This window comes from Chryseolinea sp. H1M3-3, assembly GCF_029360725.1.
GTDB lineage: Bacteria > Bacteroidota > Bacteroidia > Cytophagales > Cyclobacteriaceae > Chryseolinea.
This window is the reverse complement of record NZ_JARKMY010000019.1, coordinates 344,785-363,643: the sequence shown is the minus strand read 5'-3', so window position 1 is coordinate 363,643 and position 18,859 is coordinate 344,785. Positions and strand designations below refer to the sequence as shown.

Annotated in this window: 12 protein-coding genes; 6 read left to right on the top strand and 6 right to left on the bottom strand. The window is 42.6% G+C overall.

Annotated elements, in window-relative coordinates; genetic code table 11:
* Positions 1-24: 24 nt before the first annotated feature.
* Positions 25-1,461 (bottom strand): sulfatase, encoded by a 1,437-nt coding sequence (locus P2W71_RS28520; RefSeq protein WP_276374967.1) that lies wholly within the window; start codon positions 1,459-1,461, stop codon positions 25-27.
* Between the two features lie 228 nt (positions 1,462-1,689).
* Here P2W71_RS28520 and P2W71_RS28515 point away from each other — a divergent pair, with 228 nt between their 5' ends.
* Positions 1,690-3,708 carry a sensor histidine kinase gene (locus tag P2W71_RS28515; RefSeq protein WP_276374966.1) on the top strand — a complete coding sequence of 673 codons (2,019 nt, stop codon included), beginning with the start codon at positions 1,690-1,692 and terminating at the stop codon, positions 3,706-3,708.
* 305 nt (positions 3,709-4,013) lie between these two features.
* A complete protein-coding gene (locus tag P2W71_RS28510) occupies positions 4,014-4,289 on the top strand; it encodes a hypothetical protein (protein WP_276374965.1) in 276 nt (91 codons plus the stop codon).
* Positions 4,290-4,341: 52 nt separating this feature from the next.
* Here P2W71_RS28510 and P2W71_RS28505 read toward each other — a convergent pair whose 3' ends face one another.
* Positions 4,342-5,514 (bottom strand): FAD-dependent oxidoreductase, encoded by a 1,173-nt coding sequence (locus P2W71_RS28505; protein WP_276374964.1) that lies wholly within the window; start codon positions 5,512-5,514, stop codon positions 4,342-4,344.
* 232 nt (positions 5,515-5,746) lie between these two features.
* Here P2W71_RS28505 and P2W71_RS28500 point away from each other — a divergent pair, with 232 nt between their 5' ends.
* Positions 5,747-6,262: a RidA family protein gene (locus P2W71_RS28500; RefSeq protein WP_276374963.1), complete on the top strand. Its 516-nt coding sequence runs from the start codon at positions 5,747-5,749 to the stop codon at positions 6,260-6,262.
* 48 nt (positions 6,263-6,310) lie between these two features.
* Here the strand turns inward: P2W71_RS28500 and P2W71_RS28495 are convergent, their stop codons facing one another.
* A complete protein-coding gene (locus P2W71_RS28495) occupies positions 6,311-8,707 on the bottom strand; it encodes an ABC transporter permease (protein WP_276374962.1) in 2,397 nt (798 codons plus the stop codon).
* Positions 8,708-9,511: 804 nt separating this feature from the next.
* On the opposite strand from P2W71_RS28495, the gene P2W71_RS28490 reads away from it, so the two are divergent.
* From P2W71_RS28490 to P2W71_RS28480, 3 genes are read left to right on the top strand one after another with little or no spacing between them, the layout of a single operon-like run.
* On the top strand, positions 9,512-10,591 hold the full coding sequence (locus P2W71_RS28490; protein ID WP_276374961.1) for an HlyD family efflux transporter periplasmic adaptor subunit: 1,080 nt from the start codon (positions 9,512-9,514) through the stop codon (positions 10,589-10,591).
* On the top strand, positions 10,588-11,847 hold the full coding sequence (locus tag P2W71_RS28485; RefSeq protein WP_276374960.1) for an FtsX-like permease family protein: 1,260 nt from the start codon (positions 10,588-10,590) through the stop codon (positions 11,845-11,847). Before P2W71_RS28490 ends, P2W71_RS28485 begins: the two co-directional genes overlap by 4 nt.
* 1 nt (position 11,848) lies before the next feature.
* Complete coding sequence (locus tag P2W71_RS28480; RefSeq protein ID WP_276374959.1) at positions 11,849-12,529, top strand: ABC transporter ATP-binding protein; 681 nt, start codon at positions 11,849-11,851, stop codon at positions 12,527-12,529.
* 73 nt (positions 12,530-12,602) lie between these two features.
* Here P2W71_RS28480 and P2W71_RS28475 read toward each other — a convergent pair whose 3' ends face one another.
* The 3 genes from P2W71_RS28475 to P2W71_RS28465 form a co-directional block, all read right to left on the bottom strand.
* Positions 12,603-13,292, bottom strand: coding sequence for a hypothetical protein (locus P2W71_RS28475; protein ID WP_276374958.1), 690 nt, complete (start codon positions 13,290-13,292; stop codon positions 12,603-12,605).
* Positions 13,293-13,474: 182 nt separating this feature from the next.
* Entirely contained in the window at positions 13,475-16,987 is a 3,513-nt protein-coding gene (locus P2W71_RS28470; protein WP_276374957.1) for a tetratricopeptide repeat protein, read from the bottom strand.
* 166 nt (positions 16,988-17,153) lie between these two features.
* On the bottom strand, positions 17,154-18,740 hold the full coding sequence (locus P2W71_RS28465; RefSeq protein ID WP_276375001.1) for a carboxylesterase family protein: 1,587 nt from the start codon (positions 18,738-18,740) through the stop codon (positions 17,154-17,156).
* Positions 18,741-18,859 lie beyond the last annotated feature (119 nt).

Below are 18,859 nucleotides of genomic sequence, written 5' to 3'. Positions count from 1 at the left end.
TGCCGCGCCATTGATCCCAGCAATCTAATCTACCGTTGCCGGAGGACGGATGTTGTTTCCCTTCGTGCCTGTAATTTCATCGCCCAGGTCTTCACGCGCCGCTTCGGCATATTTCATTATTTGTTCAACGATATCCGGATTAAGCGAACTGATGTCATACACTTCTCCCGGATCATGCGCAAGATCGTATAATCCTCCGTGAACCGAAGTGCTTGCATTGAATTTTCCAGGGATGCGATCTTTACCCACTGCGCCGCCATGAACGTACGATTGCGACTCATGTGGCAAAATTAATTTCCAGTGCTTGTATCTCACCCCCATCAGTTTGTTGCCATAATAATAGTAGAAAACCTCTCTCGGACTCTTGTTGGTTTTTCTGAGAAGAAAGTCAGAACAATCTACGCCGTCAATTCTTTTTGAAGGTAGATTTGATTTTGTAAGGGCACATATCGTAGGCAGTAAATCCATGCTCGTTAGTAACGCTCCACTTACACTTCCCGGTGTTATCCTACCGGGCCACCGCATCAAAAAAGGTACACGCGTACCTCCCTCAAATGGTGTACCCTTGCCTTCTCGAAGGCCGCCACTTGATCCTGCGTGATTACCGAAATGTACCCAGGGACCATTATCGCTGGTCACAATTAATATGGTATTCTCGGTCAACTTCTGATTATCCAATACCTTCATGATCTCACCCAATGACCAATCGAGCTCCATGACCACGTCGCCAAAAAGACCAAGGTCGCTTTTTCCTTTGAACTTCTCCGATACCGCCAGAGGAACATGTGGTAACGGATGGGCTACATATAGAAAGAACGGCTCTTGTGTGTGGCTTTTGACAAAAGAGACTGCCCGCTCCGTAAGCGATGTTGTCCAATGTGTTTGCTGCTCTAATGAAGTAATGGTTCCTATTTGTTTATCATTTTCAATAATGGGTAATGGTGGCCATTTACTCCGCCTGTTGCTGGTATCGGTGATCAAATTCCCCTGGTAGTCAAGCGGCCAGATATCATGCGAATAAGGCAATCCATAAAACGAGTCAAAACCATATCGCAACGGAAAATAAGGTGGCCGGTTTCCGAGATGCCACTTACCAAAAATTGCTGTGGCATAACCGTTGCTTTTCAAAAGAGAAGCGATGGTCTGCTCTTGCGGATGAAGCGCTACTTTTGATTCCGGCAGTAATGCGCCTGTCAATCCTAACCGGTTGGGATAACACCCCGTGAGTAAGGCTGCCCGTGATGCTGTACACACCGCTTGGGCTACATTAAAATTCGTTAACCTTAGGCCCTGCGCTGCGAGTCTGTTGAAGTTCGGTGTTGAAAGCCCAGTCATGCCGAAGGGCTCGATGTCACCATAACCCATGTCATCCATGAATATGATGATGATGTTAGGTCTTGTTGATTGGGCCTGACTGTTGTTAACAATCAAGGCCAACATTAGCCATAAAAGTGTTCGCATACCTTGGTTCTAAATGTAAATAATAATAAACCAATCTCGTATGCCAAAACCAATTTCTCGAAAGAATCCAAGTTTTTCCAACATTGATGCTTGATTTACTAGTCATAGACCAAAACCCACACATTTCACACATGAGTTAATGCTTTAAAAAAGCCTATTCTATTCCTCTCACATACCTGATCATCACAAATTTGACTATTTTTAACACATATTTTTTAAGGCAGTCAAATGCGCCATTGTTTTAACTTCAAGTTATATTTATTTATCGCGCTATTCCATCAGTTTGCTTCCTATGCAACGCCTGTCGCTGACACGACCTTTGTGCTAACAGATACAACTTTAATCTATAGGCTGGATACATATGTCGATGTACTGATGGATTCCAGTAATACCATGTCCTTAGAACAAGTGATCGACCCTGTCATTCAGCAACGCTTTCATCCTGCGAAAGATCTGGCATTCGGCTACACCCGTTCTTCGGTATGGCTGCGCCTGAAAATGAAATCGCCAATCAAATTAACCCAATGGTATCTCGAAATACCTGCGCCCTACCTGGAGTATGTTGATTTCTATCAACGAAAGGGTGACGGCACATGGCAGCATGCTACTGCCGGCTACTACAGAAAACAAAGTGAAAAAATAATCTCACACACAGGGCACGTAGTTCCGCTACTGTTTGATGCCAAATCTGAGAACACCATTTTTATCAGGATCGATGGCAAAAGTCCCAAGACCTTCCCTTTGCATGTTCTTGGAAAAGAACGATTCCACGAGAAGGTAAGAATTGAAGATATCGGCTACGGAGTATTTTATGGGATTTTAATTGTAATGATGTTTTATAATCTCCTTCTCTACCTGACACTAAAGGAGATAAATTATTTATTATACATTTTTACTATCCTTTGCACGATCATTATATTTTTATCGGCGACCGGATATGGTGGCAAATTCCTTTGGCCAGAAAACCCCAGTTTAAATTTTTATGCCGGCAGAATGTCAATGGGGGTTCTGACCATCGTCTTTACAATTTTCACAATACGGTTTTTAGAAGTAAAACAACATTCTAAAATCATGTATTATACCCTAGTTCCGTTGATACCCCTTGGCATCGTCGCCAACATCCTCGTGGCTACCGATGTCGTCTCTTCCGCAGGAAACAATTTGATAACATTAGGCACCATCTTGTTCATGATCACTGGCGTTGTCTGCAGAATTAAGGGAAACAAAACGGCAAACTTCTTTATTGCCGCATGGACCTTTTACTTTGTTGGAGGACTATTACTGACGTTGCGTAACAGTGGCGTTTTTGAATTTAATTTCTGGACAACCCATTTTGTAGAAATTGGTGGAGCATTAGAAACGATCATCATTGCGTTTGCCTTGGGTGATCAATACCGGCGGTTTAAAAAGGAAAAGGAAGATGCCCAATTGATGGCATTGAAAGTACAGCAGGAGGCGACAGAACAACTGGAAATAAAAGTAATGGTTCGTACTGAACAACTATCTAAAGCCTACGAAGAACTGCATTCAACACTGGAAAAGAATCAACAGCAAACTGAAATTATCGAAAATAAAAATGCCGAACTGGATACTTTCTTCCACCGGATCGCGCACGATCTGAGAGGACCTATTTCATCATTACTCGGTCTGTCGTTTTTAGCAAAGATTGACATCAAAGATCCAATCGCACTGGATTACATCAATAAACAATATCAGCAAGTTGAACGCTTGAATCAAATTATCAGTGGATTGATAAACTTAACCAAGTTGAGTCATGATAACCTGCGAAAACAAAAAATAGATTTCCACAAAATGATCGATGGTTGCATCGCATCATTTGAGAGTCTTCCGAACTATGATAAAGTCTCTTTTAACAAACACATTCAACCCGATATCGACTTTCATTCCGAATGGACACTATTGAATGCAATTATGCAAAATCTGATTGAGAACGCCATTAAGTATTCAAACGAAAATACACCATATGTTAACATCCGAGTAACAGACCATCAGGATCATATACTGCTAGCCGTCGAAGACAACGGTCAGGGTATACCTGATCATCACCAGCCGAAAATATTCGAGATGTTTTTCAGGGCTACCAGCAATGCCACAGGCTCAGGCTTGGGTCTCTATATTTTAAAAAGGTCGGTCGATCGGTTACACGGATCGGTAGAATTGAAAAGTAAAGTGGGCGTTGGTTCGGTTTTTACAGTAAAATTGCCACGTCTCAGTGGTCCTGAATAGCCGACTAAACTTATTTACTAATTAAGCATAAGTCACTCTCCCTGGCGATACGTTCTTTGGACCCGGCATCGCATTCTTAGATAACGGGCGCTAATCAATGAACGTAACCACGTAATCCACGGGATTAAAATGCGCATTATCATGCGGAACATATTCAACAAGTCAGGTGGTGTTGTAGAAATCATGTGACGGCCAACCACCTATTCTTAATGGACAGACGGTTTCATTTTAGGCACAGTATTTATGAAGTTGGTATTGAACAATATGTTCATCTCAAATACATAAACTGATTAAATATAAAATTTATGGCAACAGAAACATTGGAAAAAGAATTGAAAAGCAAGGTCTCGAACTTTAATCCTGAACGTAAAGAGGGACCCGTAGCCAAAGCGATTGAATCACAAACGGCAAAATTACCGTCTGATCTTTTTTTGTGGACGTCGATCGGAGCAATGGCAACATCCTTTACACTAAAACTCCTAGGTAAGAATCACACTGCACTCTTTATCGGACAGTGGGCAGCACCGTTTCTCCTGCTAGGAATTTATAACAAAATTGTGAAAGTTGAGGGTCATGATTAGATGAATAGAATTCCGGTGATAGCCGGAATTCTTTTATTAACTATTGGACGTTTTATGCCCGTATTCTGTGCATCACATCCGTTAGTGCCTGAACAACTTTTTCAGTTTGTGCGCGATCGGGAGTTTCTGTCCAACTACCTTCCAGCGCATTGCCTCCCAATATAATTCCATCCTTTCTCGGTATAGCGTATCCGTTGTCCGTACTGATTCTATAATTGAAATCAGGCTGAGGTATTAAGAACGAAAGTTGTCCTGCAATCGGAAGCATTTCATTGTCGTTGAATAATGTCATGGACCCAAGGCCTGTACAATTAACAATGCATTTCTCCTGAAGCGCGTCGATATCCTCCAGGGACTTAAATTCCTTTATCACTACCCTTCCTCCAAAGGCAAGAAAATCATTTAGGTGTTTATTGATGTAGGACGGAATGTTAAACACAAGGGTGGTCTGCTTCACAACTTTGTCGACATGAAAGGGATGATCTTTCTGTTCCAGTACCTGCCGCTCAGGTAAAATTCCTGCTATTCTCAAACGGGCATATTTCCCTCCGTCGGTATCCAACGGTTCTGGCTCCGGATTAAATTTCTCCCGGACAATGTAATTGTCGATCCAGGTAACAATGTCATTGAAGCCTAAGAGATTTTGATACGTCCGAAACGAATACATTGCGGTTTTTCTCCATCGTTCTTCAAAATCCGGAGTAAGGTATTGCGCTTCAATAAGTCGTGACGCAGGAGACCACGTCCCAGTAGCTTTGCTAGACGTTACCAGAGGAGGAAGTGCCTTCGTATAAATGGTAGCTTGAAAGCCGTGCTCTTGCAACGTCCTGGCTGTTGTAATTCCGACAATCCCGGATCCCAATACTGCAAATGATTTCTCTCCTGAAGTTTGAGCAAGGTCTACGGCAAGTTTTGCTGTTCCCCAACTTAGAGACCATCCGCTCCCACCATGTCCGTAATTATGAATAATTGTCTTACTACCGAGTTCTTCTTTTTCGACTCGAAATCCTTTCTTTCTAAATGGCCTTAAGCCAACCGTTTCTTTTACAATTCTGTCGAGGGAAATCTCAAGTTTCGGATACCGTTTAAATTTGTTTGATGCGATGAAATTCCGGTCGATATACTTCTGCGAGATTTTCGGTGATGTACATGCTGTTGCTATGCCAGTCAACAGTCCTGCACCAAGCACGCCCGATAGTTGAAGAAATTTTCTTCTGTTTTTCATAGTGAAAAGAGTTTAGGTTAAAATCTTTCTACACCATCAATAGGATGGTGTAACTTCGGGCGTCATCTAAATTTAAAATGATTGCGCATAAATTCTCTATGGTATAACAAAACTTTCTCAGCAAACGTGTGTAATCTGAATCATGAAAAAAAGTCCGCGCACTGAATGGACACTTACATCCAATTGCTTTAATTGATAAAGAATTTTATTCACTAACCCAAGCCAAAAGCGTATGAAAACGATTTCGTTTGCTCGGACTTTTATGTCACTGTATATTGGTGCATCAACTATAGCTACACTCGCAGCACAAACACTTCCTAATAAAAATGATAAAGTAATTTACCGGGGAAACCCGACATCTGCGATTTCATCTTCGGTGACCATACCGGCGGGAAAGAAATATTTTTACTCATCGGGAACGTTGGGTCCCGTCGTTGACTCGACTGCAGCAAATGGCTCAAGAGAACGTTATGGTGATACGAAAACTCAAGCGCTTGGTATACTGGAAAAATTTAAAACCGACTTGGGTAAAGAAGGCCTAAGTTTAAGCAACATTGTGTTCATGCGTGTATATGTTGCCCCCGACACCAAGACAGGCAAGATGGATTTTCAAGGATGGTTTGATGCGTACGGACAATATTTCGGGACGAAAGATAATCCAATTAAGCCGTCGCGGTCGACCATTGGCGTAGCCCAGCTGGTTAACCCGGACAGATTCATTGAAATCGAAATCGTCGCAGTATACTAAAACGCCGTGAGTGTTAATGGTAAGCACTGTTCTCCTCGCAGACTTCCCTTATTCTGTACGCAGCGAGTTGATTGGGTTTACCGAGGCAGCTTTGAAAGATTGAAAACTTATCGTCAGAACAGCGATTAACAACGCACTGACGCCTGCCACGATAAATATCCATATACTTACCGGGGTTTTGTACGCGAAGTTTTCCAACCATTTGTGAATTCCGTAAAGCGACAGTGGTACAGCGATACCGAATGCAATGACAACTAGCCGCACAAACTCAGAAGACATCATCGTCATAATCTCGTTAACACTGGCTCCCATCACTTTTCTCACACCAATTTCTTTAAACCTTCTTTCAGCCATATAGGTAGAAAGACCATAAAGTCCCAGGCTCGAAATGATCATAGCAATAATTGTAAAGCCTGTTATCGTCCGGGATACACGCTTGTCTTCTTCGTATTGTTTTCTGATGTCATCATCTAAAAAGGAATATTCAAAAGGCGTATCGGCATTGATTTGTTTCCACGTTCCTTCAATCTGACCAATGCTTTCCTGAAAATTATCCGGATGAATATCGAGTACCAAATGATCGTGCTCTGTCACCTCCAATGGTAGGCGAACCAGCATAGGAAACACGGCTTCCTTCACGGTAATCTGATGAAAGTCTTCCATCACTCCTATGACTTCGTAGGTACGAAGGCCAGATTGTCCTTCGCTATAAAGGTTTTGCCCAACAATCGTCTCGGGTTCGAATCCCAACTGACGGACGGCGATACGGTTCAATATAATTTTATTTTGGCTTTCCGATTCCCTGTTATCCGTAAAATTCCGGCCTGCGATTATCTTGATGTCCAGCACATCAAGATAGTTCGGTTCGACCCAATTGTTTTTTACCATCACACCTTTCTCCATGTTTGATCCCTCAGGATACAGTGTAAAATCCGTCCATACATAAGAACCGGGTGCGTAGTTTGTTGCTGTAACATCTTTTATCGACGGAATTTTTAACAATTCATTCCTCAGTGATTGATGATTTTTATGGGCCGTCTCAGTCCGCAATGGTAAAATAATTTTTTGCTTAGACTGAAAGCCAAGATCTTTTGACTGCATAAAATTCAATTGCTGGGAAATAACCATCATGCCGCATATCAATACGATGGCTACAACAAATTGAAAAACGACTAATGACTTACGTAAAAGACCTCCGGAATTGTTCAGGGCAAACTTACCTTTCAAAACTTTGGCAGGTTGGAAAGAAGAGAGATAAAATGCAGGGTAACTTCCCGCGGCCAACCCTGTAACTACTGTTATGACGACAAGTGTAGTCGAAAAGAAGAATAGGTTGTCAGCATCAAAGCTGATTTGTTTTTGTGTAAGCTGATTAAAAATGGGCAGCATAACCTGCATGAGTACGACACTTAATAAAATAGCGATGGTAACAATCACCATGACTTCGCCAAGAAATTGAGTAATCAACGAGCTCCGGTAAGCGCCCAGTGTTTTTCGCAATCCGACTTCACTGGCACGTTTGGTAGCTTTCGCTGTACTGAGGTTCATGAAGTTTATACAGGCAATTAACAGAATAACTCCAGCGATAGAGCCAATCACATAGAGATAGGTCACGCGCGGGCTACTGTCGCCGGGAGTTGAATACAAGTAAATATCCTTAACCGGTTCAAGACCGAGAGTCTTTTTCATTCCCAGCACTTTCAAGTCGTCGGCGCCATGTTTAATAAACACTTCGTTCATTTTAGGCAGTACGCTTTCAGCCGTATGCCCCTCATTTAACTTAACGTAAGAAAGCATAAAGTTTTGACCCGCCCATTCATCTAATACTTGTGGACTGCGCAAATATTCCGCCCATCCACTGCTGGTCATAGACACGAAGAAATTGGCTTCGATGTGGGAATTTTTCTGCTTGGCTGCCAATACACCGGTGACTTTGAAATCGGCTGAGGGCCCTCCCTGATTGATATAAATGATTTTATTCAGGGCAGATTCATGACCAAAAAGTTTGGTGGCAAGACGCTCAGTGATGACCACACTATTTGCCTCTACAAGTGCTTTATCAGGATTGCCTTCCTTAAAGTCATAATTGAATATTTTAAACAAGGTGGAGTCCGCAATATAGCCATCCGACTCATAGAATTGATGGTCTTCATATCGGATAAGATTCTGCGATACACCTGGCGGATTTACCAAACGGGTAACCGCATCAATTTCCGGAATCTCGTCTTTTATCCCCCACACAATGGGCGCAGACGTTGTCCGCATAATTCGATGGTCCGCCTTCTCCCCCATGATGGACGTAACGCGATAAAGATTATCGACGTCTTTATGATGCTTATCATAAGTCATTTCGTCCTGGATGTACAGCGCTAATAATAAGCAACACATCAGTCCGACCGTCAGGCCAAAAATATTGATAAACGAGTAGGCTTTATCGCGAGCCATATTGCGAAAAGCTATTTTGATGTAATTCCTTAACATGACATTCTGGTTGAAATCTGGACCATGTCAACATCGATGCCATAACAGAAAATCCGAATAGCGCTGGTTTTGCTATGATTTACAGGTTCTCAACGATCATTTTTGAACGATGGTGTTCGGTGGTGGACAAACGCCACCCCGCGTCAGTGTCACTTTAGCAATGATGCCCGCGGCGCTGGAATATGCAGCGCCAGCGGGTCTCGACTTCTTAATGGTGGACGCTGAGTTTAAGATTACTCCCCTTTGGCCTTCCGTTTTAATTTTCAATCTCAGAGTCAAATGTGCTATCGCCGTTGGTATTACTGCGAGCCGAGTGGACTCTACCAACAATACTACAACCTCGCATACCCGGTTCGGTAGGTTACGGTATAGCGTTCAACATTATTTTTCGTTTGTTCTTGCCCTCTATTTTTAAACAACAAGTCTGTGTGCTACAGAATCTACGATCTACACTTGCACGCTGTCTTATGCAAACGGTGGCGTATGGTCCCCACCGTTGGTGCGCGGTCGGGCTCCCGTGCGTGATTACTTTGGCGGACCGTGTCGGCGGTACTTACATCTTGCTAATGCAGTCGCGCAGGATGTATTGCGGCAAGTCCGGAAATTCCGATTAAGCGGAAACGTAATAATCAGAACTTCAGCGAAAGTCCACTGACGGTCCTCGGCGTGTCAATAACTAAACGTCCATATATTTGTTAGCAGAAAAACTGATATTCATCAGGTCTGTGATAGATTGGAATGATGAACTTGCTTCCAAATTATTATTTCATGAGATTGTTTTTTCTGTTGCTTGGTCTTGCCGTTTTATTCTCTTGTAAAAAGGATCAAGTAGAGATCCAACCAACCACTGAGGATATTACCGAATCAGTTTACGCCTCGGGCATTGTCAAAAGTAAAAATCAGTACCAGGTATTTTCTACCGTAAGTGGAATTGTTAAAGAAATACTGGTAGAAGAAGGTGACAGCGTTCACATAGGCACACCATTAATGCGAATCTTTAATAAGACTTCTATATTGAGCGAACGAAATGCTGCGCTGGCCGCGGAGTATGCAAAACTTAGTGCGAACCGCCAAAAGCTCGAAGACCTACGATTGGCCATTGACCTCGCGAGGAGTAAAATGAAAAATGACTCCATGTTACTTCAACGCCAACAAAATCTATGGGCACAGAATATAGGTTCACGGGTGGAACTTGAGCAAAGGGAATTGAATTATAAAAACTCCGTGAATAATTATCGTTCTGCAAAAATTCAATATTACGATTTGGAACGCCAACTGAAATTGAACGCTGATCAATCCAGGAATAACCTCGAGATCAGCAGCACTGTGGCCGACGAATATATCATTAAAAGTGAAGTCAGTGGGAAGGTCTACGATATCCTTAAGGAGAAAGGAGAGCTTGTCAATAACCAAAGCCCTATTGCTCTGGTCGGCGATGACGAGGAATTTCTCCTCGAACTACAAGTAGATGAATACGACATTTCACGGATCAAAGAAAAACAGAAAGCTTTTGTCACGATGGACAGCTATAAGGGAAAAGTATTTGAAGCCATCGTCACAAAAATTAATCCTGTTATGAATGATCGAACTAAATCCTTTACCGTTGAAGCAAACTTTTTAACATCACCACCCGTGCTGTACCCTTTTTTATCAGTTGAAGCTAATATCCTGATCCAATCCAAAAAAAATGCGCTCACCATTCCACGCGAATATCTGGTTGACGAGTCGTTTGTATTGACAAAAGAAAAGGAACGAAAGAAAGTAACGACCGGCCTAAAGGACTACGAACGTGTGGAAATAGTGGATGGGTTAACTGCCCAAGATGTCATCGTAAAACCTGTACAGTGAACGCCAAATTAATTTATAGAATTGCAGCTTCGCTGCTGTTAGCACGATGGAAACAGACCTTGGTAGCGGCTATTGGCGTGATGTTCAGCATCACCATGTTTATCGCGTTACTGGGATTTATGAACGGCCTCAATGATCTCTTGGATGGACTGATCCTCAACCGGACGCCGCATATCAGGTTATTCAACGAAATCAAAGTTAACGACAGGCAACCCATAGCGCAAGTACCGAAATTTAGCAGCGCGCACAACTTTATACATTCGATTAAGCCTACCGAAACGCGTAGGGAAATTTATAACAGTCAGCCGATCATCAAAGCAATTCAAAAAGACGATCGCGTTCTCGGCATTGCTCCCAAAATAAATACACAGGTTTTTTTTAATGCCGGGACGATTGATATCTCGGGGGTCATTAACGGAATTGATGTTGAAGCCGAGCGTCGACTTTTTTTCTTCGATGATTATATCACACACGGTACTTCCAAGGATATTAACATTATGTCCAATAGCATTATCCTTGGCAAAGCATTGGCAGATCAGCTCATTGCCAATATTGGCGACATCATTCAAGTGACTACACCCCAAGGCGCGCAATTCTCGCTGAAGGTGGTTGGTTATTTTCAATCGGGAATTTTAGAACTAGACAAGGTTCAGACTTACACATCGCTTGCAACTGCTCAGAAAATCATTGGAAAGAGTAACTCATACATTACAGACATACAGATAAAACTCAAAAATTACGAATGGGCACCTGGGATTGCGAAGGAATACCACCAGCGATTTGATACAGATGCCGAAGATATTCAAACCGTTAACGCCCAGTTCGAAACCGGTAGTTCCATCCGTTCACTCATTTCCTATGCAGTAGGCATTACGTTATTAGTTGTGGCCGGTTTTGGTATTTATAATATCTTAAATATGATGATCTACGAAAAGATGGATTCAATTGCAATTCTCAAGGCTACTGGTTTTTCCGGTTCGGACGTTAATCGGATTTTTATTTTAATAGCACTAAGCATTGGGTTCTCAGGAGGAATTGCGGGCATCATCCTTGGTTTTCTGATTTCAAAATTCATCGATGACATTCCTTTCAATACGGAAGCGTTACCGACCGTCACAACCTACCCAGTAAACTACGACCTCATTTATTATGCAATCGGCTTAAGTTTTTCGCTTATCACAACTTATTTCGCCGGCCTGTTTCCAGCATCCAAAGCGAGTCGTATTGACCCCGTAGCCATTATCAGAGGAAAATAAGATGCAGCAAGTTATCCTGGAAGCCAAAAATATTAGCAAGGATTTTCACGATCCCATAACAATACAGGTTCTCAAGGACATAACGTTTTCTATTTCTAAAGGAGAATTTGTTTCGATGGTCGGTAAATCAGGAAGCGGAAAGTCTACGCTGCTCTACGTGCTTTCGACTATGGATACTGACTTTGAAGGTGAGCTGCTCATTGATGGAGAATCCACGAGAGAAAAAAGTGAATCACACCTGGCTCATATCAGAAATGAAAAGATCGGTTTCGTGTTTCAATTCCATTATTTGTGGAATGAGTTTACTGTACTTGAAAATGTCATGCTGCCTGGTTTAAAACTCGGAAAATTTTCTGAACAAGAAGTTGAGCATCGTGCGATAGAACGCTTAAGAAGATTGGACATTGAAAAGCTTGCACTAAAAAAAGCATCACAGATTTCAGGCGGAGAAAAGCAAAGGGTAGCGCTAGCCCGGGCGTTGATCAACGATCCTTTAATCATCATGGGTGATGAACCGACAGGTAATTTGGACAAAAAGAACAGCGAAATTGTCTTTGAACTTTTTAAGAAAATGTCTGCAGAATTGAATCAAACCCTTCTCATCGTTACACACGATCCTGGATTTGCTGAAAGAACACAACGCATCATTGAGTTGGAGGATGGGCGTATTCTCAAACATTAACAGGTCAGATATATTAGAATGCCCCAGCTGCTTGAACTGGGGACATTCCTTACTGCGGCAATTTGTTTGCCTATTAAATATTGGGGACGGCCAAATACACTTCGATAATTCGCGGCGTCATGGACACAATCCTGATACCACCATAAAGTTGTTCACCCGCTAACGCGTTATCCAGTCTAAATTGAATGAAATCCCCCTCCTGATATGCCAGTTCGTTGTCACTGGATCCGGGCCAGTAACTTTCAAATAAACTGGGGCGTTTGGTAACCCAATCTTTTATATTATCCAAGGTTTGTTCGCTATGGGCGAAATAGATGCCTTCCATATTGTTCCCTGCGCCAAAAGAATGCTCTAACTCATTCCACATGGTATTGGCCGACGCTACTTTGTTTTCGAAATAGAGAGAGAAAGTGCCATTGTAAGTATTTTGAGCGCTGTTGTTGTTCAAAAAATTAAAGCTATTAAGAACTCCCGTATGACGTGATAAAACGGTTGGAATCTGGTTGATGTCATAACTTCCATCATACGCCGGCCATTCGATTCGCCATGTCAGGCATTTTGTATTCGCAAAAAGGTCATAGCTAGGAATGTATTCCCTCTCGATAATTTTAGGATATGGATACGTTCCGTTTGAGTTTTCAAAGTAGTTCGGACCGTCAAATCCATCACCACCAATAGTTTTACCACCAACAGAACGGTGATCTCTTTGAAACGCATTGTCTTCGCAGCCAGCTAACGTCGCTACCAGGATACTGGCCATCACACAAATTGATTTTAAATTGTACATTTTAGATTAACAAAATTTAGTCGTGCCTACTGTTTAAAGGTATTTCGGCTTACACCTGTTTAACACGACAAAATTACTTGGAGGTGATGGGCGTGGTTTAACACAGACTTCCCAGAGAGTAGAACTATTGTAACATTTAATCTTTTCGATAACGCATTTCAGGTATCGACCGTGACCTTGCTATACTCCGAAGGCAAAACCCCGAATTGTTCTTTGAAGCATTTGGTGAAATACGAGAGGTGGTTAAAGCCAGACTGAAATGCAGCCTCGGCAACGGGGGTTCCCGGTCGTTGTAAAAGCTGCGCGGCGCGTTTTAGTTTTATTGTACGAACGAAATCGCTCGCCGACTGATTGGTTAAAGCTTTCAGTTTCCGGTGCAGTTGCATCCGGCTCATACCAATTTCGCTTTGCAGATCTTCAATTGTAAAAGATTCTTGCGTAAGGTTGTTTTCAACGATTTGTATAATTTTTTCCAGGAAAACGGCGTCGCGGTTGTTCACAACAACGTCACTAGGGCGAAGGGTAACCTCACGGCTGAATTTATTTCTCAGCCTTTCTCGTTGCAACAACAAACTTTTTATCCGTGCAGACAGCTCTGCTATTTCAAACGGCTTCACCACATATTGTTCCGCACCCGTCTCAAAGCCTTTGATTTTTGTTTCCCCATCATCACGTGCGGTTAGGAGAATAATGGGAATATGGCTGGTTCTGTCGTCTTCCCGAAGTCGCTTCGTAAGCACCACACCGTCCATAATGGGCATCATTATATCTGTGATGACCAGATCAGGAATGTCTTTCAAGGCAAGGTCAAGTCCTTCCTGTCCATTTGCCGCTCCAATGAAATTAAAAGCATGGGATAATTGGCTCTTTACATGATTCAGTAAATCCTGGTTGTCTTCTACCATGAGCACCAGTGGACGATCGGTACCGGTGTTATCCTGAACAATTTCCTTATCGTCCAACGGTAATGCAGCATCGAGGTAATAAATATTTGTCCCAGGAAATGCAACATCCTCCTTTTCATCAAAAGACTCGTTTATAGGAAGATAAACTATAAATGTGCTGCCCCCTCCCTCAACGCTTTTCACTTCAATCGTTCCACCAAGCAGGTCCACCAATTCCTTGGTCAACGCAAGGCCAATCCCGGACCCCTCATAATCCCTGGTAGATGAACCATCAACCTGATAAAAACGCCTGAAAATATTTTCCCTAAGGTTCTCAGGTATACCTATCCCGTTGTCGGTAACTTTTAAATATAGTGCGCTACGTTGATCAATAATCAAATCAATGTCAACCTTTCCTCCTTGGGGAGTAAATTTAAATGCGTTAGAAAGCAGGTTGTAAACAATCTTCTCAACCTTATCCGGATCCAGGTAACTTACGTGATCACGTTCAGGTATGCGAATCCGATATGAAATTTCTTTCATTTCGGCAATGGAAATAAATGAATTAGCGATGCTTGTTAAAAAACGACTAACGTTAATATTTCTGAGGTCTACTTTTAACAGGCCGACCTCAATTTTAGCCAAATCTAAGAGCTGGTTGACCAACCGCAGAAGTCGTTTTGCATTCCTACCCATCATCTCTATTTCCATTTCTGAGGGCGGTTGTCCTTTCTGAAGGGGTGCTAAAATCAAATGCAACGGGGTTCGGAATTCGTGAGAGATGTTAGCGAAGAACTGCGACTTCAACTGGTCAAGTTTTTTGATTTGATCGGCTTCACGCTGCGATTCTTTCGCTTTGATAGCCTCCTCATCTGCTTGGGCTTGAGAAATCTTGCTGGCGCAAATGGATGCAATGGTGCTCAACGCATCTAAATGATATCGGCTATAAAAATTCTTTTCGGGGTGCTCTGTGTCAATGATGCCGATAACCTTGTTGTGTATAATTAAAGGCACGGCAAGTTCAGACAATCTTGCTGCATCATCTACAATATAGCGAGGGTCCAGTGTCGTATCGTTTACAATTTCGGCAACTCCTGTCTGAGCAACGGATCCAACGATACCACATCCCAACGGTATCTCTATAGGATCATGGATATGAAAATCTCCAGGATTTTTGCCGCCATAGGCTGCTTTTTGAACCAGTACGTTTCTCTGTTGATCGACTAAGTAAATAACGCAGTCAACAAGCCCTAGTCTGGCTATACAGTTTTTAGCAACGTCCCATAAAATTTCGTCCACTGAATTCTTGCCAAACAGCGACGCGGCAAAATAATTGATGGTGTCGTCTGTCTCTTTACGAAGTTGAATTTGTTGTTCCAGCTGCTGATTAATGGTTTCGATCTCTTCGTTTTGTTCCCTTATCAACTCATTTTGCGTTTCAAGTTTTTGAGAATACTTGATACGTGTTCGGTATTTTTGATAATATAAAACTCCTGCTATCAACAGAGAAATACTGGCCATGCCCAGCGTCCAGTTCCATCGGTTCTCCAGTTCAATTTGTTTATTTAATGCAGCAAGCCGGAATGACTGCTCTTCAATTTTCTGATCCTTTTCGTGGACTTCCATTAATACCTGCTGGCTTTTAAAAGTCTTTAATTTGTTTTCGTTAAACAGACTATCCTTGAGAGATTTATGAATCTTAAAATGTTCGAGCGCTCGCGTGGGATCACCAGATTGTTGATAACTATACGAAAGCAATTCCTGTACTTTAGAACGAAGACTGAGACTGCGTGTGGAATCAGCGATGGATTGCGCGCGCCTGGCATACCTTATCGCTGCATTAAAATCTTTTTGATCGCATTTCGATTTGGAGAGCGTATACAGTGCATCGACCATAACCTGATCCAAATTGAGCGTAGCGGCATCGTTGTAGGATGAAAGCAATAAAGGATCAGCCTTTTGGTATGCTTTAATTTTATAGTAGGCATATCCAAGGCTTGCCATTTCCTGCGCCCCGTGGTTTTTCAAATTATTGGTTCGGAAATAATCAAGATTTGATTCATAAATCTGAATCGCTTCGTTATAGTTCTGTTTTTGCAAATGCAGCAGGGCAATATTTGAATTGAGAATCGTTAACTTCCGCAGATCGTTTTGCTTTTCATAAAACGTCTTGGATTTCTGATAATGTTCCATCGCCATATCTGGTTCCTTCATCAGATCGAAAAGGACTCCCATGTTTTCATGACAAGAAGCAACACCTTCTTCGTCGTGCAACGAATCGTATAAACGCATAGCCTTCGAGTAAAATGAAAGGCTTTCGGAATAATCACCTAACCGCTTGTAGACGATACCCAGGCTGTTATAACTGTTGCCTGCGTATACCTTAAAGTCATTCATCAGGGCGAGGGTTAGGGCCTCATTAAAATATTGTATGGCTTCGGCATATTGATCAAGCATTCCGTAACATATGCCTAAGCCATACAAAGACCGAATCTTATACTCCACGGCTGCCAATTCATCGCTTAAAGCAATGGCTTCTTTAAAATACGTTTGTGATTGTTCTATACTTTCATTTCGGATGTTGATCGCAAGGGCTAGCAGGTTTTGCAAATACAGTGTATCTCTAACTGTTTTTTGAGCAAGGGCTAATTTGAGACTATCAATTTTATCAGCGGAAGCGTGAGATGGGAACTGAAAAAATATAGCAAAAACAAAAACTGAAAGTATACTTGCAGATTTTGCCAGGGTAATTCTTTTTAAAGCATATGATGATATCGGTACTTGCATCCAATGATAAATCGCAAGCCGATTTTAGCTAAAAAGTCAGAATTCCCATGTAGAAGTCTTGAAATAGTTCAAGCCTTTTTTCATGGACGCGGTAAACACAGTGCTGAGGAAAGACTACATACCCATCCTGGTCTCTAAAACCGCTTGAATGTGAGCTGCAGAATGGTTAGTTGTTCTTGTATGCCTTATCAAGGAATAAATAGCGAGCATCATCTTTGGCATCCACCGCCTTGGAAATCACATCAAGGATCATTACAGGCGGAGAAGCATCGTTCGGCTCTGCTGCGGGCCAGTTCGGAAGGTTGTCGCCGTTTGGATTTCCGCGAATGATGAAGTTGGCAAAGTAGTTTTGCATTGTTTCCGACACGGCGTAGTCGTCTTTCGTCCATGCATATTCCTTAACAAGGTCAAGATTACCCATGCAATATTCGATTTCGCAGGCGTGTGGTGCGCCGACTGGCTCGGGCATTTTTGGCGCATCTTGCTTGTCCACGGTCCCGCCCGCCAGACCGGGCACTTTATTTTGATCTACCAAGGGAGGACGTAATTTACTGTACAAATACCGATAAACGGGCTGGCTACTGTTCTTGCGATGAAGATCAAACCACTTCCATGTGCTGTAGGCAATAAATCTATCCGAAGCCAGGGCCGTAGCCGATACTTCAATCTCTCTGGGACTGCCGTGCGGATAAAGCTTCAAAACCTCATCGGCATGATTAGGATATACTTCCTTTACTTTTTTGATGTAGTTCTCTTCAGAATAAGGCAATCCTTGCATAAATGCTCCGCCAGGAATTTCAGCGGAGTTCCAACCCAGTAATAATGGTACTTGTGCCTGCTCCTTTGCTTTAAAAATTTCAGGGATGGTTTTCGGATAAAAATATCCGTCGATTACAGAAGGAAATCCAAAACGTTTTGACTCGTTATAAATTTCGTAGATCTCACGTGTTGATAATGCACGAAGCTGCGCCAGTGTTGGATAGCCTGCGTTCTTAGCGAACTCGGATCCAATTTTCTCAGCTTCGATCAGCGGCACGGGTGCCAGCGTCGGATTGATGCCGGCCCCGCTTTCGCCGATGGCTCCTGAGATTAGATTTCTTGACAACGGTGATGCCATTTGAGCACTGACGGCAATCGACCCGGCCGATTCTCCGGCGATCGTCACTTTCTTAGAGTCTCCACCAAATGCTGCAATATTTTTTTGAACCCATACCAAGCTGGCATGCTGATCGAGCAGTCCATAGTTACCTGATGCTTTGTATGGTGACTCTTTACTAAGTTCTGGGTGTGCAAAAAATCCGAAGATGTTTAAACGATAATTGACGGTGACAACCACAATACCTTTTTTCGCCATACTTGCACCATCATATCTTGGCTCGGATCCATCACCGGCTACAAAGCCGCCGCCAAAGAAATACACAAGTACGGGTAGCCCGGACGTGTTCCGTTTTGCTGGCGTCCATACGTTGAGATATAAACAGTCTTCGCTAACGCCATTGGAACGTGAATTCATATCACCAAACACGACAGCTTGTACAGGACGCGGGCCAAATGCCTTGGTTTTCAACACATCCTTCCACGGCTCCAACGGCTGGGGTGCTTTCCAACGCAGATCGCCTATTGGTGGTTTTGCAAATGGAATTCCAAGATAAAGTTGAAGCCCGGAACGGGTATCATAAAGTCCTTCAATTACACCATGTTCAATCTTCGCCTGAACCGGAAAACTATCTTTTTGCTGCGCACTTGCTGTCATGTTTAGGATAGAAATGGCACTTAAGGCAAAGGTTAACTTCAGAACAGTGATACCGTATTTCATTATTGTCTCATTTCATGACAATAATAATTAGCTTTTTGGTGAGATGCCATTTATTT

Excerpts from the sequence above, each read along its gene's own strand:
- P2W71_RS28520 (WP_276374967.1), bottom strand. The coding sequence starts at position 1,461 with ATGCGAACACTTTTATGGCTAATGTTGGCCTTGATTGTTAACAACAGT.
- P2W71_RS28515 (WP_276374966.1), top strand. The coding sequence starts at position 1,690 with ATGCGCCATTGTTTTAACTTCAAGTTATATTTATTTATCGCGCTATTC.
- P2W71_RS28510 (WP_276374965.1), top strand. The coding sequence starts at position 4,014 with ATGGCAACAGAAACATTGGAAAAAGAATTGAAAAGCAAGGTCTCGAAC.
- P2W71_RS28505 (WP_276374964.1), bottom strand. The coding sequence starts at position 5,514 with ATGAAAAACAGAAGAAAATTTCTTCAACTATCGGGCGTGCTTGGTGCA.
- P2W71_RS28500 (WP_276374963.1), top strand. The coding sequence starts at position 5,747 with ATGAAAACGATTTCGTTTGCTCGGACTTTTATGTCACTGTATATTGGT.
- P2W71_RS28495 (WP_276374962.1), bottom strand. The coding sequence starts at position 8,707 with ATGGCTCGCGATAAAGCCTACTCGTTTATCAATATTTTTGGCCTGACG.
- P2W71_RS28490 (WP_276374961.1), top strand. The coding sequence starts at position 9,512 with ATGAGATTGTTTTTTCTGTTGCTTGGTCTTGCCGTTTTATTCTCTTGT.
- P2W71_RS28480 (WP_276374959.1), top strand. The coding sequence starts at position 11,849 with ATGCAGCAAGTTATCCTGGAAGCCAAAAATATTAGCAAGGATTTTCAC.
- P2W71_RS28470 (WP_276374957.1), bottom strand. The coding sequence starts at position 16,987 with ATGCAAGTACCGATATCATCATATGCTTTAAAAAGAATTACCCTGGCA.
- P2W71_RS28465 (WP_276375001.1), bottom strand. The coding sequence starts at position 18,740 with ATGACAGCAAGTGCGCAGCAAAAAGATAGTTTTCCGGTTCAGGCGAAG.